We start from the raw sequence: 22,966 nt of genomic DNA on the forward strand, positions 1-22,966 counted from the left end.
CGCGCGGGTCAGACGGAGAGGGTTTGCATCCCGGCCCATTCGTCGCCCGGGGCGAGGCGGGCGGGTTGGCGGATCAGCGCGGCTTCGACGCACAGCATGTGGCGCCAGTCCTCGTCGGGCATGTCGCTGAGCTGCTGCACGCCGTCGTCGCCGGGGTTCCAGACCACGACGTCCTCGAAGCCGCTCATGCCGATGTGCAGGCGCCGGCCCAGCTCGCGCAGCACCAGCGGCTGCGTGGCGCTGTGGTAAATGCGGTCGATCGCACCGACGAAGGTCAGCACATCGCCCCACTGCTGGCCGTCGGCCTTCAGCAGGAAGTCCTCATACGAGCGGCCCTGCAGGCCTTCGAGCTGGGCGCGCAGCAGTTCATTGCAGCGCAGATAGGTGTGCAGTGCCGCGGTGAACTCGAAAGGGGTCTCGCCGGTGTTGGTGATGGCCAGCTCGATCTCCAGCGTGGGGCCGCCCACCACCACGGTCAGCTCGGCCTCGAAGCCCTGCTTCCAGTGCACGCGGGTGGCGATGTCGTCGGTGAAGCGCAGCACGCCGATCGCGGCACCGCCGCGGCGCACCGACTCCACCGGCTGCCAGGGGCGGGTGCGCACCAGGCCGTGGCGTGGCAGCGGGCCGCGCTCATTGAACTGCGGGAAGATCACCGGCACGCCGCCGCGAACCGACGCCCCCAGACCGTACTTTGCGGCGGGTGAAAGGTAGAGCTGCTCCTCGCCACCGGCCGGGATCCACGACACCAGATGGGCGCCATGCACCAGCACCGTGGCCTGGGCGCCATCGGGGGCGCGCAGTTGCAGCGCTGGCTGCCCCTGGAACTCGCTCAGGGCGACAGTGGGCGCGTTCATTCGGCCTTCAGCACCTCGGCAGCAGCCGCCACGGTGGCGGCGATGTCGGCGTCGGTGTGGGCGGCGCTGACGAAGCCGGCTTCGTACAGGGCCGGCGCCAGGTAGACGCCACGGTCGAGCATGCCGTGGAAGAAGCGGTTGAAGCGCTCCTTGTCGGTGGCCATCACCACGTTGTAGTTCTGCGGCAGCGCATGGGTGAAGAAGAAGCCGAACATGCCGCCTTCGCTGTCGCCCACGAAGGGCACGCCAGCGGCCTGCGCGGCCTGGGTCAGGCCGGCCACCAGCGCCTGGGTCTTCGCGCCCAGCGCCTCATAGAAGCCGGGCTTGGCGATTTCCTTCAGCGTGGCCAGGCCGCAGGCGGTGGCCACCGGGTTGCCGCTGAGCGTGCCGGCCTGGTAGACCGGGCCCAGCGGCGCCAGCTGCTGCATGATCTGGCGGGTGGTGCCGAAGGCGGCCAGCGGCATGCCGCCGCCGATCACCTTGCCGAACACGCTGATGTCGGGCCGGAAGCCGGGGATGAGCTTGGCGTAGACGCTTTGCGCCGAGCCCAGCGCGACCCGGAACCCCGTCATCACCTCGTCGAACACGAACAGCGCGCCATGCTGGTCGCACAGCTCGCGGATGCGCTTGACGAACGGCACCTGGGCGCGCACGAAGTTCATGTTGCCGGCGATCGGCTCGATCATCACGCAGGCGATCTCGTGGCCCTGGGTCCTGAAGGCCTCCTCGATCTGCTCGAGGTTGTTGTACTCCAGCACCAGCGTGTGCTGCACCACCTCGGCCGGCACGCCGGCGCTGGTGGGGTGGCCGAAGGTGGCCAGGCCCGAGCCGGCCTTGACCAGCAGGGCGTCGGCGTGGCCGTGGTAGCAGCCCTCGAACTTGATGATCTTGCTGCGGCCGGTGGCGCCGCGGGCCAGGCGGATCGCGCTCATGCCGGCCTCGGTGCCCGAGCTGACCAGGCGCACCTGCTCGATGCTGGGCACGTGGCGGATGATCTCCTCGGCCAGCTCCACCTCGCGCTCGGTGGGCGCGCCGAAGCTGAAGCCGTCACGCGCGGCCTGCATCACCGCCTCGAGCACGGCCGGGTGGCCATGGCCCAGGATCATCGGGCCCCAGGAGCCGATGTAATCGATGTAACGCTTTCCTTCGGCGTCCCACATGAAGGCGCCCTCGGCGCGGGCGATGAAGCGCGGCGTGCCGCCAACGGCGCGGAAGGCACGCACCGGCGAGTTGACGCCGCCAGGGATGGACTGCTGCGCGCGTTCGAACAGCTGGGCATTAGTGGACACGGCGCGAGCCTCCGGGCGGAATCGGTTGATCGGGGTTGTTGAAATCGTCGGAGCCGGCGGCCCCGGGCTCCTCGCCCTCTTCGCCTTCCGGGGGCAGGGCCCAGAAGAAGCGGTCGGGCACCACATGGCCCATGCCGGGGCGGAAGCCCGCGTCCAGGCTCTGGTCGAGGAACTGCAGCGCCTCGCCGGTGGCGGCCTGGACCTCGGAGCCCACCGCCAGCAGCGCGGCCATCGAGGCCGACAGCGTGTCGCCGGCACCGACGAAGGAGACCTCGAAGAGCTCGAACTTCTCGCCGGTCAGCGCGCCCTGGGCCGAGGCCAGCACGTTGTCGATGAACTGCGGCTGGCCCTTGGCCGCCGGCAGCAGGATGCCGGTGACCAGCACGAAGCGGGTGCCGTGCTCGGCCGCCGCCACCGCCAGCTCGCGCGCCGAGGCCGGCCGCTCGTTGTCCCATTCGGGCAGCAGGAAGTCGGTCAGGGTCTGGTGGCTGCCCACCAGCACCTCGGTGGCGGGCAGGATCAGCTCGCGGAAGGCGTCGAAGTAGCTCTGGCGCTGGTCCTCGTCGTCCATCCAGGACAGGTTGGGCAGGTAGGAGACCAGCGGCAGCTCGGCGTAGTCGGACAGGATTTCGGCCACCGCGCTGATGTTCTCGGCGCTGCCCAGGAAGCCCACCTTGAAGCCGGAGACGCTGGCGTCCTCCAGCAGGTGGCGGGCCTGCTCGACGATGGCGTCGCCGTCGATGGTGTGCTGGTCGAAGATCTCGGCGGTGTCGCGCACCAGCAGCGTGGCCACCACCGGCAGCGCGTGGGCGCCCATCGCGGCCATGGTGGCGACATCGCCACCCACGCCGCCGGCGCCGCTGGCGTCGTTGGCGTTGAAGCACATCACGCAGGCGGGCGGGGGTGACTCGGCCAGGGGGTCGACGGCCGGGGCGGCGTCGTCGGGGGAATGTTCGGTGGTCATCGGTCAGGCCCGTCGGAGGGGGGCGCAGGGTCGGCGACCGGGGGCTCGGGCCGGGCGCTGGAAAACTACGGAAAAGCTTGAGCTATGTTGCGTATGTGCCGACGAGCCCTTGATTTTTCCTCAGGCGTCGTCGCTATACTCCGCACGATTGTAGTGAGTGACTCCACCACCGTGAGCGAAACCAGAACCTGGATGTGCCTGATCTGCGGCTGGATCTATGACGAAGCCGCCGGTGACCCGGAGCACGGCATCGCTGCCGGCACGGCCTGGGCCGACGTTCCGATGAACTGGACCTGCCCGGAGTGCGGCGCTCGCAAGGAAGATTTCGAGATGGTCCAGATCTGAGCGGTCGGCTGACCCGAGGATCCGGGCCGGAACACGGCGGCACCGATCGCCACATGTCGTTAGGGGGCGCGAGGTGAGTGAAGCGCAGACGAGCGGGCCCGCGTCAGGCACGCCCCGGGTGCTGGTCATCGATGACAGCAACACCATCCGTCGCAGCGCGGAGATCTTCCTGCGCCAGGGCGGCTACGAGGTCCTGCTGGCCGAGGACGGCTTCGAGGCGCTGGCCAAGGTCAACGACACCGAGCCCGACCTGATCTTCTGCGACATCCTGATGCCGCGCTTGGATGGCTACCAGACCTGCGCGATCATCAAGCGCAACCCCCGTTTCTCGGCCGTGCCGGTCGTCATGCTGTCCTCGCGGGATGGTGTGTTCGACAAGGCGCGCGGCCGCATGGTCGGCTCGGACGAGTACCTGACCAAGCCCTTCACCAAGGAGCAGCTGCTGCGCGCCGTGGCGCAGTTCTGCCCGCAGCCGGGGTAAACAACGATGTCGTGGGACGATACGCAGCAATTCGAAGACACCCAAGCGGCCGAGACCTGGCCGAGGACAACGCCCATGGCCATCCAGCACATCCTCCTGGTGGACGACTCGAAGACCGAGTTGCACTACCTCTCCGACCTGCTCACCAAGCGCGGCTTCACCGTGGCCACCGCCGAGGGCGGCGACGAGGCGATGCGGCGCCTGCACGAACAGCGCCCCGACCTGATCCTGATGGACGTGGTGATGCCCGGCACCAACGGCTTCCAGCTCACCCGCACCATCACCCGCGACCCGCGCTACGCCGGCATCCCGGTGATCATGTGCACCAGCAAGGGCCAGGACACCGACCGCGTCTGGGGCATGCGCCAGGGCGCGCGCGACTACATCGTCAAGCCGGTCGACCCGAACGATCTGATGGCCAAGATCGAGGCCCTGGGCTGATTGCCAGTCATGGCCAAGAAGGACGCGCTGAAGGAACTCCAGGTCCGGCTGGCCGAGCGCCTGCAGGCGGTCCGGGACCAGCCGCGCGAGGCCGGCTGGCTGGCGGTCGAGGTGGCCGGTGTCGGCGTGCTGCTGCCGCTGGGCCAGGCTGGCGAGATCCACAACGCCCGGCAGCTGACGGTGGTGCCCCATGCGCGCCCCTGGCTGGTGGGCGTGGCCAACCTGCGCGGCCAGCTGCATGCGGTGGTCGACCTGGCCCGCTTCCTGGGCCTGCGCGATGAAGCCCAGGCGCCTGCCGGTGCGCAGCTGGTGGCCCTGAACCCGCAGCTGCGGCTGAACTGCGCGCTGCGTGTCGACCGGCTGATGGGCCTGCGCGACGCGGCGAGGATGCAGCTGCAAGGTGCCTCCGGCGAGCCGCAGCCTGCGTTCGCCGGGGCCCGCTGGCGTGATGAGCAGGGCCGCGTCTGGCAGGCCCTGGACCTGGCGGCCCTGGCCTCCGATGCACGTTTCCTGGATGTGGCCGAGGCCCAACCCACATGACAAGCGCCGGCCGCACCGGCGCGTTTTTCCCGAGGATCCGATGAGTCTGTTCGACCAGCTGAAGAACCGATGGCCCCGCCGTTCTGACGCCGCTGCGGCCGACGCGCAGGCCGCGCCGCGCGACACCGCCAGCGACTCGGACGTCGAGGCCCTGCTCAGCGAGATCGACCAGCGCCTGGCTGCGCAATCGCAGGCGCAGCCGCTGGGCGATGGGACGGCCACCAGCGCCGCCGCGCCGCTGGAGGCGCTGCCCTCGCGCCTGGCCGACGGCCCGGATGGCCCGGACGGCCCGGCCACCCAGGCCGCGCTGCCGCTGATCGGCCACCAGTCGGCGGCGCAGCAGCAGCGCGTGCTGTTCACCCTGATCGCGGTGGGTGCCGTGGTGTTCGCGCTGACCGCGGTGCTGGCGCTGGGCGCCTCGGGCCGCCAGGCCAAGCAGCTGGGCACCACCGGCCAGGTGCTGATGCAGTCGCAGCGGCTGGCCAAGTCGGTGTCGCAGGCGCTGGTGGGCGCGGCCTCGGCCTTCCCCGAGGTGCGCGAGAGCTCGCAGGTGCTGGCCGCCGGTGTGCGTGGCCTGGCCAATGGCAATGAGCAGGTCGAGTCGGTCGACGGCGCCGCCGCCGAGGGCGTGACCGAGCTGCTGCCGCTGGTCGAGCGTGCCGAGAAGAACGCCACCGTCGTGCTGGGACAGCAGGCCACGCTGACCCAGGTCGGCCAGGCGCTGCGCACGATCAACCGCCAGTCGTCGGACATGCTGGAGCTGGCCGAGACGGTCTCCTCGCTGAAGCTGCAGTCCAATGCCACGCCGGCCGAGCTGTCGGGCGTGGGTCAGCTGGTGATGCTGACGCAGCGCATCGGCAAGTCCGCCAACGAATTCCTCACGCTCGAAGGCGTCAGCCCCGAGGCGGTGTTCCTGCTGGGCAAGGACCTGATCACCTTCCGCGAGATCGCCGACGGCCTGCTCAAGGGCAGCGTCGACCTGCGCCTGCCCGGCACCAAGGACGCGGCCACGCGCGAGCGGCTGGAGCAGCTGATCGCCCAGTACGAGCAGACCCGCACGCAGGCCAGCTCGATCCTGGGCAACCTGCAGGGCCTGGTGTCGGCGCGCGAGGCGCAGTCGGCCATCGTCGGCGACAGCGAGAAGCTGCGCACCGGCCTGGAGGCCGTGCAGTCGGCGCTGGAATCGCAGGGCGGCCTGCGCGGCCTGCATGTGCTGCTGCTGGTGGTGTCGCTGGCGGCGATGCTGGCCGGCGGTGTCGGCATCCTGCGCCTGTATGTGCGCGAACAGGCCCAGCGTGCGGTGCAGGCCGAGCAGCAGCGCCTGGCGGCCGAGGAGCAGGAACGCGAGGCCAAGCGTGTCAACGACGCCAACCAGGCGGCGATTCTGCGGCTGATGAACGAGCTGCAGTCGGTGGCCGAGGGCGACCTGACCCAGCAGGCCACCGTGACCGAGGACATCACCGGCGCGATCGCCGACTCGGTGAACTACACGGTGGAGGAACTGCGCAACCTGGTGGCCCAGGTGCAGGGCACGACCGAGCGGGTGGCGCAGACCACGCAGCAGGTCGAGTCCACCTCGACCGAGCTGCTGGCGGCCTCGTCCGAGCAGCTGCGCGAGATCCGCGAGACCGGCGAGTCGGTGCTGCAGATGGCGGCGCGCATCAACCAGGTGTCGGCCGAGGCGCAGCAGACGGTGGACGTGGCGCGCCAGTCGCTGGAAGCCGCGCTCAACGGCCGCCAGGCGGTGCAGGACACGATCGGCGGCATGAACGCGATCCGCGAGCAGATCCAGGAGACCTCCAAGCGCATCAAGCGGCTGGGCGAGTCCTCGCAGGAGATCGGCGAAATCACCGAGCTGATCTCGGACATCACCGAGCAGACCAACGTGCTGGCGCTCAACGCCGCCATCCAGGCGGCCTCGGCCGGTGAAGCCGGCCGCGGCTTCTCGGTGGTGGCCGAGGAAGTGCAGCGGCTGGCCGAACGCTCGGCCGACGCGACGCGGCAGATCGCGGCGCTGGTGAAGACGATTCAGACCGACACCCAGGACGCGGTGGCGGCCATGGAACACTCGACGCAGGGCGTGGTGCGCGGGGCCTCGCTGTCCGACGCCGCCGGCTCGGCGCTGGCCGACATCGACCGCGTGACGCGCGAACTCTCCAGCCTGATCGGCCGCATCTCCGAGCAGGCCCGCCGCGAGGCCGAGAGCGCCAACGTGGTGGCAGTCAACATCCAGCACATCTTCGCCGTGACCGAGCAGACCGGCGAGGGCACGCGCTCCACCGCCCAGATGGTGCACGAGCTCTCGCGCAGCGCGCGCGAGCTGCGCCAGTCGGTCGACCGCTTCAAGATCGCCTGACGAGCGCGCCGCATGCACGACCCGGCCCTGACCCCGGACACCCCGCCCGCCGACGGCGACCTGACCGCGCTGGCCTGGGTGCTGGACGAGCTGCGGCGCAGCCTGGACACCACCCACAAGGCGCTGCGCCGGCTGCTGCGCGACCAGGATCTGCGCGGCGGCAGCCAGGGCGAAGGCCTGGTCGCCACGCCCGCGCTGCAGCAGGCGCGCAGCCTGGTGCACCAGGGCTGCGGCGTGCTGTCGATGATCGGCCAGCCGGTGGCGGCCACCTGCCTGTCGGCCAGCGAGCAGCTGCTGCAGCGTCTGGGGGCCGAGGGCTCGGCCTTGCAGGCCGACCAGGTGGCGGCGCTGGAGCGCCTGTCCTTCGCGCTGCTGGACTACCTGGGGCGGCGGCTCAACGGCCAGGAGGTGTCCTCGCTGGCGCTGTTCCCGGTCTACCGCACGGTCATGGGCATGGCCGGCGCCGAGCGCATCCATCCCGCCGACTTGTGGCAGGCGCCGGCGGCCGAGTCCCTGGCCGGTCTGGCGGCCGATGCCGCGCCGCTGCTGGCCGACGACCCGCGCGTGGGTGCCGCGATCGAGGGCTCGCTGCTGCCGGCGATGCGCGGCCAGGTCGACGCCCAGGCCCGGCTGAGCCGCATCTTCGCCGGCATGGCCAGTGGTGCGCCGGATGCCAGCCACGCGGTGCTGTGGCGCCTGGCCAGCGCCTTCTACGAGGCCCAGGCCTGGCGCCTGCTGAACCCGGACGTGCATGTGCAGCGCCTGGGCTCGCGCCTGCTGTCGCAGCTGCGGGCCAGTGCCAAGGGCGCCGACATCGTGCCGCAGCGCCTGCTGCAGGACCTGAGTTTCTTCTGTGCCCGTGCGCGCTCGGGCGGCCCGGAGGCCGCGCCGCGCCTGAACGCGGTGCGCCAGCAGCTGGCCCTGCCGGCGCTGGACCGGGTCGACTACGACGACAGTCCGCTGGGCCGCTTCGACCCGGCCCTGGTGCCGCAGGCGCGTCGGCGCTTTGCCGCCTTCAAGGACATCTGGGCCGTGGCCGCCTCGGGCGACGACGGCGTGCTGCCCGCCTGCAGCGAGCAGGTGGCGCTGGTGGCCGAGTCGGTGCGCCAGCTCTACCCGGGCGGTGACGCGCTGGCGCGGGCGCTGGTCGACGCGGTGCAGCACTGCGCCGGGGCGCAGAAGGCGCCGGGCGCCGAGCTGTCGATGGAAATGGCGACCGCGCTGCTGTGCCTGGATGCCTCGCTCGACGACCTCGGTCAGGCCGACCTGGGGGGGCGCATCCAACGCCTGTCGCAGCGTCTGCAGGGACTGCTGAGCGGGCAGGGCGCCGAGCCGATCGAGCCCTGGATGGAGGCGCTCTACCGCGAAGTCTCCGACCGCCAGACCATGGGCAGCGTGGTGCAGGAGCTGCGCGCCGCACTGGCCGAGGTCGAGCAGCAGCTCGACCGCTACCACCGCCACCCGCAGGAGCGCGAGCTGCTGATCCCGGTGCCGGCCCAGCTGGCCACGATGCGCGGCGTGCTGGGCGTGCTGGGCCTGGGCCCGGCCTCGCAGGCGGTGCAGCGCATGCGTCAGGACGTTGACCAGTTGCTGGCCGGCGATGACACCGGCGATGCCGCCGCCCGTCTGGCCGACAACCTGGGCGTGATGTCCTTCCTGATCGACCTGCTGGGCGTGCAGCCCCAGCTGGCGCGCACGCTGTTCCGCTTCGATGCCGACACCGGCCGCTTCAGCGCGGTGATGGGCCGCAGCCATGCCAGCACCGCGCCGGCCGCAGCGGCCGCCGAGCCGGCGCTGCGCGAACGCGCGCAGGCGCTGGCCGGCGACCTGGATCAGCAGGCGATCAGTCCGGCCGACCTGGCGCATCGCCTGGAGCTGCTGTCCCACCACGCCGTGGCCGCCGAGGACCCGGCGCTGGCCCAGGCCACCGCCCAGGCCCGCGAGGCGCTGCAGCAGGCCGAGTCGGCCGAAGCGGCGCGCGCCGACGTGGCCCAGGCCCTGCAGTCGCTGCGCGATGAGGCCCATGCCGCGCCGGTCAGCGCGCCGGCAGCGGCCGCCGTCGACGACGACGAGGACATGCGCTCGGTCTTCTTCGAGGAAGCCGACGAGGTGGTGGCGCAGGCCCGCGACGCCCTGCAGGCCCTGGCCCAGCGGCCGGCCGATCTGGAGGCCATGACCACCGTCCGGCGGGCCTTCCACACCCTCAAGGGCAGCTCGCGCATGGTCCAGCTGCCGGCCTTCGGCGAGGCTGCCTGGGCCTGCGAGCGCCTCTACAACACCCGGCTGGCCCAGGCCGAAGCGGCGGTCGACGCCGAGCTGCGCCAGTTCACCACCGAGGCGCTGGACACCTTCCGGGACTGGACCGGTGCGCTGCGCGCGCTGGGCCACGACGGTCCGCACGATGGCCGCGCGCTGATCGCCCGCGCCGACGCGCTGCGCGCTCAGGCGCCGATGGGCCTGGGCGACGAGCCGGCGCTGGCACCGTCGGCCCCCGAACCCGCCGCCGGGCCGGACCTGGCGCCGCAGACGCTGCCCGAGCCGCCCGCCGAGCCGCTGGCCGAGGTGGCCGATCCGGCCCCGGAGACCGGGGCCGTTGAGCTGGCGGCACTGGCTGAGCTGCCGGAAGGCCTGGAGGTGGTGGAGCCCGCGCCGCCGCTGGACGGCTTCGATCTGCCCACCGAGCCGATGCCGCTCCCTGAGCTGCCGCCGATGCCCGGTCTGGACCTGGATCTGGACCTGACGCTGGATCTCGACCTCGGCGAGACGGCGGCGGCTGCATCGGCACCGCCCGCGGCCGAGCCGGAACCTGAGGTCACCGCGGCAGCCCCCGAGGCCGCCGCCGCGCCTGAGGCCGCACCGGTCGATTTCGAGCTGGACCTGGACGCCCTGGACGGCAGCCCCGCGCCGGCCCCGTCGGCGCCGGTGCTGACCCTGGTGCACGATGCCAGCCGCAGCGGCCCCGCCCCGGCCCCCGAACCCGACCCCGATGCCTTCAAGCAGGTTGGCGCGCTGCGCGTGCCGATCGCGCTGTTCAACATCTACCTCAACGAGGCCGACGAGCAGTCGCGCCGCCTGTCCACCGACCTGGCCGAGTGGCAGCACGAGCTCGAGCGGCCGGTCAGCGACACCGCGGTGGCCCTGGCGCACTCGCTGGCCGGCAATTCAGCCACGGTCGGCTACCACGAGCTGTCGGCGCTGGCACGCCGCCTGGAACACCAGCTGGAGCATGCGCAGCAGCGCGGCCAGGGCCACCCGGCCGAGGCGCTGCTGTTCCTGGATGTGGCCGAGGAGATCCGCCGCCTGCTGCACCAGTTCGCCGCGGGCTTCCTGAAGCCGGTGCCGGCTGAACTGCTGGCCCGGCTGGACGCCCATGAGCAGCAGGCGGGCGCCCAGCGCCTGCACCCCGAGCCCGAAGCGCATGACGCCGCACCCAGCGCCGCGATCGGCTTCGAGGACACCGCGCTGGGCACGGTCCAGTACACCCCGCTGACCCCGACCCGGCCGGCGGAGCCACCGTCCCCGCCGGCCGCAGCGTCCAGTCTGGCCCACGCCCCGGCGCTGTCGGTGTCGGATGTCGACGCGGTGGACGCGCTGGACGAGGAGCTGTTCGAGATCTTCGTCGACGAGGCCCGCGAGCTGTTGCCGCGCCTGGCCGAGCAGGTCCGGCAGTGGGACGCCGAACCCCACGAGCCCGGCCGCGGCATCGCCGCGATGCGCTCGCTGCACACCCTGAAGGGCGGCGCCCGGCTGGCCGGCGCGATGCGGCTGGGCGAGATGGCCCACCGCCTGGAAACCGCGGTCGAGCCGCTGACCGCGCGCGGCGCGCCCGATGCCGCCGCCTTTGCCCAGCTGCACGCCAGCGTCGACGCCCTGGCCGAGGAGCTGCAGCGCCTGCTGGACCGTCCGGCCGTCGACACCGCCAGCCGGCCGATGGCGCTGGACGAGGCCGCCAGCCGGCCGATGCCGCTGGAGCCGGTGGCGGCCCCGGCGCCCCAGGTGTCCGAGCAGCCGCCCGAGACCCTTCAGCCGGTCGCCCAGGCGGAGCCTGCCGAGCCCGCGGCCCCTGCGACCAGCGCGCTGGCTGCCCCGCCCGTGGCCACGCAGGCCCCCGTCTGGGGCGAGGACCAGCCCCGCATCGATTGGAGCGCCTTTGCCCAGCCGGTCGATCCCCCGGCCTGGGCCGTGCTGGCCGATGCGGCGCCGGCCGGCCAGGCCCAGGTGCGGGTGCGCGCCGGCCTGCTGGATCGGCTGGTCAGCCATGCCGGCGAGGTGGGCACCGCGCGGGCGCGCATCGACGCCGAGGTCGGCCAGATGCGCGGCCAGCTGCGCGAGCTGACCGACAACCTCGAGCGCCTGCGCCGCCAGCTGCGCGACCTCGACCTGCAGGCCGAAACCCAGATGACCTCCCGCATGGAGGCCGCGCGGCAGTCCAACCAGGCCTTCGACCCGCTGGAGATGGACCGCTTCACCCGCGTGCAGGAACTGACCCGCATGCTGACCGAGTCGGTCGGCGACGTGGGCACGGTGCAGCGCGGCCTGCAGCAGTCGCTGCAGACGGCCGAGGACCAGCTGGCCGCGCAGTCGCGCATGACGCGCGAGCTGCAGGACGACCTGCTGCGCGCCCGCATGGTGGAGTTCGACACCGTTTCCGACCGCCTCTACCGCGTGGTGCGCCAGGCGGCCAAGGAGACGGGCAAGCAGGTCCGGCTGGACCTGTCGGGCGGCAGCGCCGAACTGGACCGCAGCGTGCTGGACCGCATGACGCCAGCCTTCGAGCACCTGCTGCGCAATGCCGTGGTCCACGGCATCGAGCCGCCGGGTCTGCGCGAGGCCACCGGCAAATCGGCCACCGGCGCGATCGAGGTGGCGGTCCGCCCCTCGGGCAACGAGGTGCGCATCGAGGTGCGCGACGACGGCGCCGGCCTGGATCTGGCCCGCATCGCCGAGCGCGCCCGCGCCGCCGGCCTGCTGGGCGCCGAGGACCGGCCCACCGAGACCGAGCTGGCGCAGCTGATCTTCCGCCCCGGCTTCACCACCGCCGACGAGGTGACCGAGCTGGCCGGCCGCGGCATCGGCATGGACGTGGTGCGCTCCGAGGTGACCGCCATGGGCGGCCGCGTCGAGACCTCGTCGGCCACCGGCCAGGGCACCTCGTTCCGGCTGATCCTGCCGCTGACCACCGCCGTCACCCAGGTGGTGCCGCTGGACGTGGGCGGCCAGGTGGTGGCGGTGCCGTCGATCCTGGTCGAGCAGGTGCGGCGCATCACCCCGGCCGAACTGGAGGCCGCCTACACCAGCGGCGTGCTGGCCCACAACGGCCGCGATCTGCCCTTCTTCTGGCTGGGCGGGCTGCTGCAGCTGGCCGAGCGCGGCCAGGTCGAGGGCCGCACCGCCCAGGTGCTGGTGATCCGCTCGGCGGCGCAGCGGGTGGTGGTGCATGTGCGCGAGGTGCAGGGCAACCAGGAAGTGGTGGTCAAGAACCTTGGCCCGCAGCTGGCGCGCCTGCCGGGCCTGGCCGGCATGTCGCTGCTGCCCAACGGCCAGACGGTGCTGATCTACAACCCGGTGGCACTGGCCGCGGTCTACGGCGAACAGGCCCGCGCCCGCCTGACCCAGGCCAGCACCGCGGTGCCGCAGCACAGCCCGGTGGCCGACGCCCAGACCGAACCCTCGGCGCCGCTGGTGTTGGTGGTCGACGATTCACTGACCGTGCGGCGGGTCACCCAGCGCCTGCTGTTGCGCGAAGGCTACCGCGTGGCGCTGGCCCGCGACGGCCTGGAGGCGCTGGAAATGCTGGCCGCCGAGCGCCCGGCGCTGATGCTCAGCGACATCGAAATGCCGCGCATGGACGGCTTCGACCTGGTGCGCAACGTGCGCGGCGAGCCGCGCTGGGCCGACCTGCCGGTGATCATGATCACCTCGCGCATCGCCCAGAAACACCGGGATCATGCACGTGAATTGGGCGTGGACCATTATCTCGGCAAGCCTTACGATGAGGACACGCTGCTGGCGCTGGTGCGCCAGTCCGTGCTGGCGCCTGCCTGAACGCCCATGTCCGGCCTGATCGAGCAACTCACCCAGCTGACTGCGCTGCGCAACCGCGAGGAGATGGACCTGTGCCTGGCGCAGGCCATCCGCCTGCGGCTGGCGGCCGACGAGGTGCGCATCGCCCGCCTGCTGGGCGACGCGGGCGACGAGCGCTGGCTGGTGGGCGCCCAGGTCGGGCCGGCCGAACAGGCCAGTTGCGCCGATCCGTCCTGGGTCGAACTGCTCGACCTGCCGCCTCTGGACCAGCACCCCGACTGGCGTGACTGCATGCGCGCCCCCGAGCCGCCGGCACCCACACCCGGCGTGACGCTGCTGCCGCTGCGTGGCAGTGCCGGGGTGCTGGGCGTGGTTGAGGCGCGCACGGCAGTGGCGCCGGACGAGGCCGCGCTGGCCGATGTGCGCGGCCTGCTGGACATCTACCGCAACCTGGTCAGCCTGCTCGACTACACCGAGTGCGACACCCTGACCGGCCTGCTCAACCGCAAGAGCTTCGACGACACCTTCTACCGGGCTTCGGCGCTGCCCCTGAGCCAGATGGGCGACGAGCCCGAGCGGCGCGTGGTGCGTGAGCAGCGCTACTGGCTGGGCGTGGTCGACATCGACCACTTCAAGCAGGTCAACGACCAGCACGGCCACCTGATCGGCGACGAGGTGCTGCTGCTGCTGTCGCGGGTGATGCGCCAGAGCTTTCGCGCGCTGGACAAGCTCTACCGCTTCGGCGGCGAGGAATTCGTGGTGCTGCTGCGCTGCCCGGGCGAGGACGAAGCCATGGCCGCGCTGCAGCGTTTTCGCGCCCAGGTCGAGGCCTTCGTCTTCCCGCGGGTGCAGCACGTCACGGTCAGCGTGGGCTACACCGATGTGCGCTCCGGCGACACGCCCCCGGCGGCGGTCGAGCGCGCCGACATGGCGGTCTACTACGCCAAGCGCCACGGCCGCAACCAGGTCCGCTCGCACGCCGCGCTGGTGCGCGAAGGCGAGCTCAGCGACCTGGTGCAGACCAGCGACGTCGAGTTCTTCTGATCAGGTCTTGGCGGCGCGCGCCACCGCGAAGCGCGCCAGCGTGCGCTGCCGGGCCTCGTCGTGGTTCACCACCGGCTCCGGGTAATCCACCCCCAGGCGCAGGCCGGCCTCGGCCAGCTCCAGCGGCTTGGCCAGCCAGGGCGCATGGATGGACTTGGCCGGCAGGCCGGCCAGTTGCGGCAGGTAGCGGCGGATGAACTTGCCCTCGGGGTCGAACTTCTCGCTCTGGCTGACCGGGTTGAAGATGCGGAAGTAGGGCTGGGCGTCGCAGCCGGTGCTGGCTGCCCACTGCCAGCCGCCGTTGTTGGCGGCCAGGTCGAAATCGTTCAGGTGCAGCGCAAACCAGGCCTCGCCGCGCCGCCAGTCGATCCCCAGGTCCTTGGTCAGGAAGCTGGCGGTGACCATGCGCAGCCGGTTGTGCATGTAGCCGGTGCGGGCCAGTTGCAGCATCGCGGCATCCACCAGCGGGTAGCCGGTGCGGCCCTCGCACCAGGCGGCGAACAGCGCGTCGGCATGCTTGCCGTGCTCCCAATGGATGGCGTCGTACTCGGGCTTGAAGGCGTGGCCCACCACCCGCGGGTGGTGGTGCAGGATCTGGTGGTAGAAGTCGCGCCAGACCAGCTCGGACAGCCAGACCTCGGCGCCGCGCGAGCCGCCCTGCATCCGGTGCCAGGCCTCGCGCGCCAGCCGCCGCACCGACAGCGTGCCGAAGCGCAGGTGGGTGCTCAGGTAGCTCGGGCCCTTGACGGCCGGGAAGTCGCGCGCCCGGTCGTAGCGGTCGATGCGGCCCAGGAAGTCGGCCAGCAGCTCGGCGCCGCCGGCGCTGCCGGCGGGCAGGTGCGGCTCATCGGCGGGCGGCGGCTCGAAGCCGATCTCGGCCAGCGTGGGCACGCCGGGCTCGCCCAGCGCATCGGGCCAGGGCGCCAGCGCCCCCGCGTGGTGGGCGACCGGCCAGGCCTTGAGGTAGAAGTCGGTGAGCTGGCGCAGCCAGGCGTTCTTGTAGGGCGTGAACACGCTGTAGGCGGTGCCGCTGCCGGTCAGCACCTCGCTGCGCTCGAAGACCACGTGGTCCTTCATCGTGTGCAGCACCACGCCCAGGTCGGCCAGGCGCCCGCGCACCGCGGCGTCGCGGGCCAGTGCGTCGGGCTCATCGTCGTGGCTGGCATAGACCGCCTGCACGCCCAGTTGGCTGGCCAACTGCGGGATCTGTGCGCGCGCGTCGCCGTGCCGCACGATCAGGTGCACCCGCTCCACGCCGTGGCTTCGGCCCAGCGCCTGCAACTGGCTGTCCAGGTCGACCAGGCTGGCGCGGATGAAGGCCACGCGGCGGTCGCGCCGGGGCAGGGCGTCGAGGATGGCGGTGTCGAAGACGAACACGCCATGCACCTGCCGCGCCGAGCGGCAGGCGGCGTAGAGGGCGGCGTGGTCCTCGGCGCGCAGGTCGCGTCGGAACCAGACCAGCGCATGGTCCAGGGCCTTGTGCATCGGCCGAGTGTCGCCCGGATCGGCCAGCCCTGGCAGGCGGGGTGAAATAGAATCGTGGGCATGGCCTCGGACGGCATCAACCTCACCCACCAGTTCCTGATCGCCATGCCGGGCATGCTGGACGGCCACTTCGCCGGTTCGGTGGTCTACCTCTGCGAGCACAACGCCCAGGGGGCGATGGGCCTGGTGATCAACAAGCCCACCGACATCACGCTCGGTTCCTTGTTCGAGAAGGTCGACCTGAGCCTGCCGGACGAGGCGCTGGCCGCCCAGCCGGTGTTCTTCGGTGGGCCGGTCCAGACCGAGCGCGGCTTCGTGCTGCACGAACCCCTGGGCGCGGACACCCCCGGCTTCGCCAGCACCCTGGCGGTGCCCGACGGACTGGCGATGACCACCAGCAAGGACGTGCTGGAGTCTGTTGCCGCCGGCCACGGGCCGCAGCGCCTGCTGGTCACGCTGGGCTACAGCGGCTGGGGCGCTGGCCAGCTCGAGGACGAGATCGGCCGCAACGGCTGGCTCACCGTGCCGGCCGATGCCGCGCTGGTGTTCGACACCCCCATCGAGCAGCGCTACCAGCGGGCGATGCAGCTGCTGGGCGTGGATCCGCGCATGCTGTCGCAGGAAGCGGGGCACGCGTGAGCGCGCCGAGCGCCCCCGCCCGCGCCACCGTCCCCCCGCCAGGCTCCCGCTTTCTCGCCTTCGATTTCGGCCTCAAGCGGGTGGGCGTGGCCAGCGGCAACCGCCTGCTCGGCGAAGGCCAGCCGCTGCGCACCATCGCCGCCGAAGGCGATGCCCGCTTTGCCGCCATCGGGCTGCTGATCCGCGAGTGGGAGCCCGACGCGCTGGTGGTGGGCGTGCCCTTCCACCCCGACGGCGCCGAGCACGACAATACCCGCCGTGCGCGCCGCTTCGCCCGCCAGCTGCACGGCCGCTTCGGCCTGCCGGTGCACGAGGTCGACGAGCGCTACACCACCACCGAGGCCCTGGCCGCCGGCGCGGCCGATGCCGACGCGGCCTCGGCCGCGATCATCCTGTCCCAATTCCTGCGGGAACACTGCGCATGAGTACCCTGAACCTGGACGCCGACGCGCTCTACGCCGAGCTGCTGGCCGGCGTGCGCCCGCTGCTCCGCCCCGACACCTCGCTGGTCGGCATCTGGTCGGGCGGCGCCTGGCTGGCCCAGCGCCTGCAGGCCGACCTGGGCCTGCCCGGCGCCCATGGCGTGATCAGCAGCGCGCTGCACCGCGACGACTTCGGCGAGCGCGGCCTGGCCGCCACCACCGATGCCACCCACCTGCCGTTTGCCATCGACGGCCGCCACATCCTGCTGATCGATGACGTGCTCTACACCGGCCGCACGATCCGCGCGGTGATCAACGAGCTGTTCGATTTCGGCCGCCCGGCCAGCGTGCAGCTGGCGGTGCTGGTCGACCGCGGCGGTCGCCAGCTGCCGATCCAGCCCGCCTTCGCGGCCGCCCGTGTCGCGCTGCCGGTCAGCCAGAGCCTGCAGCTGGCGCGCACCGCCGAGGGTGCGCTGACCTTCACCGTGAACGACCGGGAGGCGTGACCTGATGCTCTCCAAACGCAATCCGCAGCTCAACAGCCACGGCGAGCTGATCCACCTGTTGTCGATCGAGGGCCTGCCGCGCGCGGTGCTGACCCACATCCTCGACACCGCCGGCACCTTCCTGTCGGTCAACGACCGCGAGGTCAAGAAAGTGCCGCTGCTGCGCGGCAAGAGCGTGTTCAACCTGTTCTTCGAGAACAGCACGCGCACCCGCACCACCTTCGAGATCGCCGCCAAGCGCCTGTCGGCCGACGTCATCAACCTGGACATCGCCAAGTCCAGCGCGTCCAAGGGCGAGAGCCTGCTCGACACCATCGCCAACCTCAGCGCGATGCATGCCGACATGTTCGTGGTGCGCCACTCCGAGAGCGGCGCGCCCTACCTGATCGCCCAGCACTGCGCGCCGCATGTGCACGTGGTCAATGCCGGTGACGGCCGTCATGCGCACCCCACGCAGGGCCTGCTGGACATGTACACCATCCGGCATTTCAAGAAGGACTTCACCCAGCTCAGCGTGGCCATCGTCGGCGACATCGTGCACTCGCGCGTGGCCCGCTCGGACATCCACGCGCTGACCACGCTGGGCGTGCCCGACATCCGCGCGGTGGGTCCCAAGACCCTGGTGCCGGGCGACCTGCGCGAGATGGGCGTGCGCGTGTGCCACGACATGGCCGAGGGCATCCGCGGCGCCGACGTGATCATCATGCTGCGCCTGCAGAACGAGCGCATGAGCGGCGCGATGTTGCCCAGTGCCGGCGAGTACTTCAAGCACTACGGCCTGACGCCCGACAAGCTGGCGCTGGCCAAGCCCGACTGCATCGTGATGCACCCGGGCCCGATCAACCGCGGCGTCGAGATCGACTCGGCCGTGGCCGACGGCACCCACAGCGTGATCCTGCCGCAGGTGACCTTCGGCATCGCGGTGCGCATGGCGGTCATGTCGATCATTGCAGGTAACGAAGCATGAAGATCCTGATCAAAGGCGGCCGGGTGATCGACCCGGCCACCGGCCGCGACGAGCCCGCCGACGTGGCGGTGGCGGCCGGCCGCATCGTGGCGATCGGCCAGACCCCTACCGGCTTCGACGCCGCTCGTGTGATCGACGCCAGCGGCTGCATCGTCGCGCCCGGTCTGGTCGACCTGGCGGCGCGCCTGCGCGAGCCGGGCCATGAACACGAGGGCATGCTCGAGAGTGAGCTCAACGCGGCCGCCGCCGGCGGCGTGACCAGCCTGGTCTGCCCGCCCGACACCGACCCCGCACTGGACGAGCCCGGCCTGGTCGACATGCTGAAGTTCCGCGCCCGCAAGCTCAGCCTGTGCCGCTTGTTCCCGCTGGGTGCGCTGACGCGTGGCCTGAAGGGCGAGGCGATCACCGAGATGGCCGAGCTCACCGAGAGCGGCTGCGTCGGCTTCTCGCAGGCCGAGGTGCCGATCCGTGACACCCTGGTGCTGCAGCGCGCGCTGCAGTACGCCGCCACCTACGGCTACACCGTGTGGCTGCGTCCCCAGGACAGCTGGCTGGGCAAGGGCGTGGCCGCCAGCGGCGCCGTGGCCACCCGCATGGGCCTGTCGGGCGTGCCGGTGGCGGCCGAGACCATCGCGCTGCACACCATCTTCGAGCTGATGCGGGTGACCGGCGCGCGGGTGCACCTGTGCCGCCTGTCCAGCGCCGCCGGGGTTGAGCTGCTGCGCCGCGCCAAGGCCGAGGGCCTGAAGGTCACGGCCGACGTCAGCATCAACTCGCTGCACCTGACCGACGTCGACATCGGCTACTTCAACCCGGCGATGCGCCTGAACCCCCCGCTGCGCCAGCAGGCCGACCGCGCCGCACTGCGCGCCGCGCTGGCCGACGGCACGATCGACGCGCTGGTTTCCGACCACACGCCGGTGGAGGCCGACGCGAAGAACCTGCCCTTCGGCGAGGCCGAGCCCGGCGCCACCGGGCTGGAACTGCTGCTGAGCATGGCGCTGAAATGGGGCCAGGACAGTGGCCTGGGCCTGGGCGAGACCTTGTCGCGCATCACCAGCCGCCCGGTGGCGGTGCTGGGCGAGGCGCTGGGTTCGCTGGCCGAAAGCGCGGGCCGCCTGGCCGAGGGCGGCGTGGCCGACCTGTGCGTGTTCGACCCCGCCGCCATCTGGCAGGTCGAGCCCGCCGGTCTGCGCAGCCAGGGCAAGCACACGCCCTTCGACTTCGCCACCAGCGGCACCGCGCTGCCGGGCCGGGTGCGCGCCACCGTGGTGGCCGGTACCGTGGCCTACCAGGCCTGATGCCGGCGCTGCGTGCGCTGGGCCGCAGCGTCGGCCTGGTGCTTCACGTGCTGCACGGCATGCTGCTGATGGCGCTGCTGTGGCGGCGCCTGGACGAGTCGGGCCGGCAGCAGCGCATCCAGTGGTGGAGCGCCAAGCTGCTGCGCCGCGCCGGGCTCACGCTGACCGTGCGCGGCGCCCCACGCCCCGGTGGTGCGCTGCTGGTGGCCAACCACGTCAGCTGGCTGGATATTGCCGCCATCCATGCCGCCTGCCCGCAGGCGCGCTTCGTCAGCAAGGCCGACGTCAAGCGCTGGCCGCTGCTGGGCTGGCTGATCGCCGGCGCCGGCACGCTGTTCATCGAACGCGAGCGCAAGCGCGACGCGATGCGCATGGTCCACGAGATGGCTGCCGCGCTGCAACGCGGCGAGACCGTGGCAGTGTTCCCCGAAGGCACCACCGGCGCCGGCGCCACCGTGCTGCCCTTCCACGCCAACCTGCTGCAGGCCGCGATCGCGGTGGCCGCACCGATCCAGCCGGTGGCCCTGCGCTTTGCCGAGCCTGGCCAGCCCTTTTCGGTGGCGGCGCAGTACATCGGCGACACCACGTTGCTGCAGAGCCTGTGGCGCGTGCTGGCCGCGCAGGGCCTGAGCGTCGACGTCGATTTCCTGCCGCCGCAGGCCAGCGCGCATGCCGAGCGGCGTGCACTGGCGGCGGCGTTGCAGCAGCAGATCCAGCAGCGGCTGGATGAGCAAGTGGTCTGACTGCAGAGGTTCGCGCGCAGCCAAGGCCTGAGCGGCCTGGGTCTGTCGTCGCAGACGGTGGCGGTCGGCTGCGCCGACGTCCACGGTCCGGCTTGCAAGCCGGACCGGCTCCGCGGGGCAGACAGTCCGCAGTGGACTGTCTGATGATCCCGCTCCGCCCCCTGTGGTGCTCGAACTGCAGGGCGGCCCACAAACTCGCTCCGCTCGCCTGCGGCTCGCTCTGCTCAAACAATGTGGGCCAGTCAGAAGGGAATGCCCTGCAGTCCTGCGCTCCTCGGCGCCCCCGACAGCGCCGCCAGTCCCTGGCCGCTCGGTCCTTGTCTGGGGCAGCCGTTGCGGGACTGCGCGCGTGGGCAGTCTCAAAACGGTGGCCAGCGAGGTGGGGGAAAGGGGTCGAACGAAGTCAAGGAGGAGGCCGCAGGCCGGGGGACATGAGAGAGACCCCTTTCTCCCACCTCGCCTCAACCACCTCCGCGTGCAATGACTGCCATGGGCAGCCAGCTGCCATCTGATTGGGTCGCGCCGATCAGCCTATCGCGAGTGCGATGTCAACCTGGCCAGCGGCGTCGACGCGCTGACCCCCGGCGCCACGCGGCGGCGGCCCGGCGCTGGCACGGCGGGTTGCGTGCCGTCTTCGTTGGGGGCCTGGCGGCGCATGGCCACGCCCACCGCCAGGATGTCGATGACCAGCAGGTGCAGGATGCGGCTGACCATGGGCACATGGGTGGCCACGTCCTCGTCGTGGTCGACGATCAGCACCGCATCGGCCTTGCGGGCCAGCGGGCTCTGGCTGGCGGTGATGGCCACCACCGCGGCGCCGCGGGCGTGGGCGATGTCGACCACCTCCAGCAGCTCGGGCACCTTGCCGGAGCTGCTGATCACCACCACCACGTCGCGCGGCCCCAGCACGCCGGCGGCCAGCACCTGCAGCCGCGGGTCGGTGCAGGCATTGCACCCAATGCCGAAACGCAGGAACTTGAACTGCGCGTCCTGGGCCACCACGCCGTAGTGGCCGCTGGCATGGAACTCGATGCGCTGAGCACCGTTGAGCAGCTCGATGGCCCGCTCGATCGACTCGCGGTTGAGCTGATCACGCACCTGCAGGATGGCCGAGGCGGTGTTGCCCAGCACCTTGGCGCCCAGCTCGTTCATCGAGTCGCTCTGCTGCACCTGCACGTGGCTGACCGGGATGGTGCCGGTCAGGCCCGAGGCCAGGCGCAGCTTGAAGTCGGACAGGCCCTCGCAGCCCAGCGAGCGGCAGAAGCGGATGACGGTGGGCTGGCTCACCTCGGCGGCGCGAGCGATCTCGGCGATCGGGTCGCCCAGCACGGTGCGCGGCTGGGCCAGCACGTGCTCGGCCACGCGCTTCTCGGCCGGCGACAGCCCCGGAATGGCGCGGCGGATCTGGTCGAGGATGGCGCTGCCGCTGCCGGTCTCCAGCGAGCGCAGCTGTGCCTCGAGGATGGCCGAGGCGCCCACGAACGTGGCGTTGGGCGCGGTGATCACGTAGGTGGGGATGGCCTTGACGTAGTCGGTGAAGCGGCCCTTGTCCTCGAAGCGGGCGCGGAAGGGCGAGCGGTCGAAGTACTCGCCCAGGCGTGGCACGATGCCGCCGCCGATGTAGATGCCGCCGAACGCACCCAGGGTGACCGCCAGGTTGCTGGCCGCGGTGCCCAGCAGGCCGCAGAAGACCTCGAGCGTGTCCATGCAGACACGGTCGGCGCCGGCCAGCGCGCGCTGGGTGATGTCTGGCGCGGAAAGTGCTTCGGCCTTCACGCCGGCGTGCTCGGCCAGCGCGCGGTACATCAGCTCCAGGCCCGACCCCGACAACAGGCGCTCGAAGGACACATGCGAAAACTGCTTCCAGGCGAAGCGCAGGATGGCGATCTCGCGCTCGTCGTGCGGCGCGAAGCTGGTGTGGCCGCCTTCGGTGCCCAGTGCCACCCAGCCGTCGGCGGCCGGGATCAGGCCCGACACGCCCAGGCCCGAGCCGGAACCGAGCAGGCCGATCACGCTGGGCTCGCGCGGCGCACCGCTGCCCACCTGCCGGCGCTGCTCCACGCTCAGGCGCGGCAGGGCCATCGCCAGGGCCGTGAAGTCGTTGACCACCACCAGGGTCTCGAAGCCCAGGCGTTCGCGCATCTGCTCGATCGAGAACTGCCAGTGGTAGTTGGTCATCCGCACCAGGTCGCCATCCACCGGGTTGGCAATCGCCACCGCGGCGTGGCGGATCGTGGTGCTGGGCAGCCCGCCCAGGAAGGCGCTGATCGCGGCGTGAAAATCGGCGTGGTCGGCGCAGCGCAGCGACGCGGCGTGGTCGAATCGGCCTGGCGCGGTTTCCAGCGCGAAGCGGGCGTAGGTGCCGCCGATGTCGGCGATCAGGCGAGGGTGCTCGAAGGGCGTCATGGGACGGCGGCCGCGGGGGCTGGGTTCGCCCGATTGTCCACCAGCCGGCCAGGGGCCGGCCGGCGCATCGCACTGGGGTTGTCGGGGATGGATTTTGTTGGTAGCTTCACTACATTACCGACCAGCTTACCGGAAAGTGCTGCCGACACACCGGGTTCA

The 22,966-nt window shown here is 71.7% G+C and carries 18 protein-coding genes; 13 read left to right on the plus strand and 5 right to left on the minus strand.

The annotated features are described in order from the left end of the window. Positions 1-8 precede the first annotated feature (8 nt). Genes KAK07_RS18105 through thiD form a run of 3 tightly spaced genes read right to left on the minus strand, consistent with a single transcriptional unit; the run spans position 9 to position 3,107 of the window. Positions 9-854, minus strand: a complete 846-nt coding sequence (locus tag KAK07_RS18105; protein ID WP_210862316.1) for a D-hexose-6-phosphate mutarotase — start codon at positions 852-854, stop codon at positions 9-11. Continuing rightward, on the minus strand, positions 851-2,143 hold the full coding sequence (hemL, locus tag KAK07_RS18110; RefSeq protein WP_210862468.1) for a glutamate-1-semialdehyde 2,1-aminomutase: 1,293 nt from the start codon (positions 2,141-2,143) through the stop codon (positions 851-853). The genes KAK07_RS18105 and hemL overlap by 4 nt, the downstream gene beginning before the upstream one ends. Continuing rightward, positions 2,133-3,107: a bifunctional hydroxymethylpyrimidine kinase/phosphomethylpyrimidine kinase gene (gene thiD / locus KAK07_RS18115; protein ID WP_375141230.1), complete on the minus strand. Its 975-nt coding sequence runs from the start codon at positions 3,105-3,107 to the stop codon at positions 2,133-2,135. Before thiD ends, hemL begins: the two co-directional genes overlap by 11 nt. A gap of 192 nt (positions 3,108-3,299) precedes the next feature. Between thiD and KAK07_RS18120 the strand changes: the two genes are divergently transcribed. From KAK07_RS18120 to KAK07_RS18150, 7 genes are all read left to right on the plus strand, one after another. Next, positions 3,300-3,452 carry a rubredoxin gene (locus KAK07_RS18120; protein WP_210802892.1) on the plus strand — a complete coding sequence of 51 codons (153 nt, stop codon included), beginning with the start codon at positions 3,300-3,302 and terminating at the stop codon, positions 3,450-3,452. 73 nt (positions 3,453-3,525) lie between these two features. Further along, on the plus strand, positions 3,526-3,933 hold the full coding sequence (locus KAK07_RS18125; protein WP_210853269.1) for a response regulator: 408 nt from the start codon (positions 3,526-3,528) through the stop codon (positions 3,931-3,933). Between the two features lie 75 nt (positions 3,934-4,008). Further along, positions 4,009-4,374, plus strand: coding sequence for a response regulator (locus KAK07_RS18130; RefSeq protein ID WP_210853267.1), 366 nt, complete (start codon positions 4,009-4,011; stop codon positions 4,372-4,374). 9 nt (positions 4,375-4,383) lie between these two features. Next, complete coding sequence (locus KAK07_RS18135; RefSeq protein WP_210862318.1) at positions 4,384-4,914, plus strand: chemotaxis protein CheW; 531 nt, start codon at positions 4,384-4,386, stop codon at positions 4,912-4,914. A 40-nt stretch (positions 4,915-4,954) separates the two neighbouring features. Continuing rightward, positions 4,955-7,270, plus strand: a complete 2,316-nt coding sequence (locus KAK07_RS18140; RefSeq protein ID WP_210862320.1) for a methyl-accepting chemotaxis protein — start codon at positions 4,955-4,957, stop codon at positions 7,268-7,270. 12 nt (positions 7,271-7,282) lie between these two features. Continuing rightward, a complete protein-coding gene (locus tag KAK07_RS18145) occupies positions 7,283-13,315 on the plus strand; it encodes a hybrid sensor histidine kinase/response regulator (RefSeq protein WP_210862321.1) in 6,033 nt (2,010 codons plus the stop codon). 6 nt (positions 13,316-13,321) lie between these two features. Then, entirely contained in the window at positions 13,322-14,338 is a 1,017-nt protein-coding gene (locus KAK07_RS18150) for a GGDEF domain-containing protein (protein ID WP_210853259.1), read from the plus strand. On the opposite strand, the gene KAK07_RS18155 is transcribed toward KAK07_RS18150, so the two are convergent. After that, entirely contained in the window at positions 14,339-15,823 is a 1,485-nt protein-coding gene (locus tag KAK07_RS18155; RefSeq protein ID WP_210862323.1) for a cryptochrome/photolyase family protein, read from the minus strand. A gap of 60 nt (positions 15,824-15,883) precedes the next feature. On the opposite strand from KAK07_RS18155, the gene KAK07_RS18160 reads away from it, so the two are divergent. From KAK07_RS18160 to KAK07_RS18185, 6 genes are read left to right on the plus strand one after another with little or no spacing between them, the layout of a single operon-like run. Next, positions 15,884-16,462, plus strand: a complete 579-nt coding sequence (locus KAK07_RS18160) for a YqgE/AlgH family protein (RefSeq protein WP_210862325.1) — start codon at positions 15,884-15,886, stop codon at positions 16,460-16,462. Continuing rightward, a complete protein-coding gene (gene ruvX, locus KAK07_RS18165; RefSeq protein ID WP_210862327.1) occupies positions 16,459-16,887 on the plus strand; it encodes a Holliday junction resolvase RuvX in 429 nt (142 codons plus the stop codon). Before KAK07_RS18160 ends, ruvX begins: the two co-directional genes overlap by 4 nt. Beyond that, positions 16,884-17,390 carry a bifunctional pyr operon transcriptional regulator/uracil phosphoribosyltransferase PyrR gene (gene pyrR, locus KAK07_RS18170; RefSeq protein WP_210853252.1) on the plus strand — a complete coding sequence of 169 codons (507 nt, stop codon included), beginning with the start codon at positions 16,884-16,886 and terminating at the stop codon, positions 17,388-17,390. Before ruvX ends, pyrR begins: the two co-directional genes overlap by 4 nt. Positions 17,391-17,394: 4 nt before the next feature. Further along, positions 17,395-18,357: an aspartate carbamoyltransferase catalytic subunit gene (locus KAK07_RS18175; protein WP_210853250.1), complete on the plus strand. Its 963-nt coding sequence runs from the start codon at positions 17,395-17,397 to the stop codon at positions 18,355-18,357. Next, on the plus strand, positions 18,354-19,658 hold the full coding sequence (locus KAK07_RS18180; protein WP_210862329.1) for a dihydroorotase: 1,305 nt from the start codon (positions 18,354-18,356) through the stop codon (positions 19,656-19,658). Before KAK07_RS18175 ends, KAK07_RS18180 begins: the two co-directional genes overlap by 4 nt. Further along, entirely contained in the window at positions 19,658-20,401 is a 744-nt protein-coding gene (locus tag KAK07_RS18185) for a lysophospholipid acyltransferase family protein (protein WP_210862331.1), read from the plus strand. The genes KAK07_RS18180 and KAK07_RS18185 overlap by 1 nt, the downstream gene beginning before the upstream one ends. A gap of 531 nt (positions 20,402-20,932) precedes the next feature. On the opposite strand, the gene KAK07_RS18190 is transcribed toward KAK07_RS18185, so the two are convergent. Then, the gene (locus KAK07_RS18190) at positions 20,933-22,807 is read right to left on the minus strand and encodes a glucokinase (protein ID WP_210862333.1); all 1,875 of its coding nucleotides are present in this window, start codon (positions 22,805-22,807) and stop codon (positions 20,933-20,935) included. Between the last annotated feature and the right edge of the window lie 159 nt (positions 22,808-22,966).

Origin of the sequence: Ideonella alba (assembly GCF_018069875.1) — a bacterium.
GTDB classification, from domain to species: Bacteria; Pseudomonadota; Gammaproteobacteria; order Burkholderiales; family Burkholderiaceae_C; genus Ideonella; species Ideonella alba.

Coding starts and splice junctions, on each gene's coding strand:
- pyrR (WP_210853252.1), top strand. CDS start 16,884: ATGAGTACCCTGAACCTGGACGCCGACGCGCTCTACGCCGAGCTGCTG.
- KAK07_RS18105 (WP_210862316.1), bottom strand. CDS start 854: ATGAACGCGCCCACTGTCGCCCTGAGCGAGTTCCAGGGGCAGCCAGCG.
- KAK07_RS18190 (WP_210862333.1), bottom strand. CDS start 22,807: ATGACGCCCTTCGAGCACCCTCGCCTGATCGCCGACATCGGCGGCACC.
- KAK07_RS18175 (WP_210853250.1), top strand. CDS start 17,395: ATGCTCTCCAAACGCAATCCGCAGCTCAACAGCCACGGCGAGCTGATC.
- KAK07_RS18185 (WP_210862331.1), top strand. CDS start 19,658: ATGCCGGCGCTGCGTGCGCTGGGCCGCAGCGTCGGCCTGGTGCTTCAC.
- KAK07_RS18145 (WP_210862321.1), top strand. CDS start 7,283: ATGCACGACCCGGCCCTGACCCCGGACACCCCGCCCGCCGACGGCGAC.
- KAK07_RS18150 (WP_210853259.1), top strand. CDS start 13,322: ATGTCCGGCCTGATCGAGCAACTCACCCAGCTGACTGCGCTGCGCAAC.
- KAK07_RS18135 (WP_210862318.1), top strand. CDS start 4,384: ATGGCCAAGAAGGACGCGCTGAAGGAACTCCAGGTCCGGCTGGCCGAG.
- KAK07_RS18160 (WP_210862325.1), top strand. CDS start 15,884: ATGGCCTCGGACGGCATCAACCTCACCCACCAGTTCCTGATCGCCATG.
- KAK07_RS18140 (WP_210862320.1), top strand. CDS start 4,955: ATGAGTCTGTTCGACCAGCTGAAGAACCGATGGCCCCGCCGTTCTGAC.
- KAK07_RS18155 (WP_210862323.1), bottom strand. CDS start 15,823: ATGCACAAGGCCCTGGACCATGCGCTGGTCTGGTTCCGACGCGACCTG.
- KAK07_RS18180 (WP_210862329.1), top strand. CDS start 18,354: ATGAAGATCCTGATCAAAGGCGGCCGGGTGATCGACCCGGCCACCGGC.
- thiD (WP_375141230.1), bottom strand. CDS start 3,107: ATGACCACCGAACATTCCCCCGACGACGCCGCCCCGGCCGTCGACCCC.
- KAK07_RS18130 (WP_210853267.1), top strand. CDS start 4,009: ATGGCCATCCAGCACATCCTCCTGGTGGACGACTCGAAGACCGAGTTG.
- KAK07_RS18120 (WP_210802892.1), top strand. CDS start 3,300: ATGTGCCTGATCTGCGGCTGGATCTATGACGAAGCCGCCGGTGACCCG.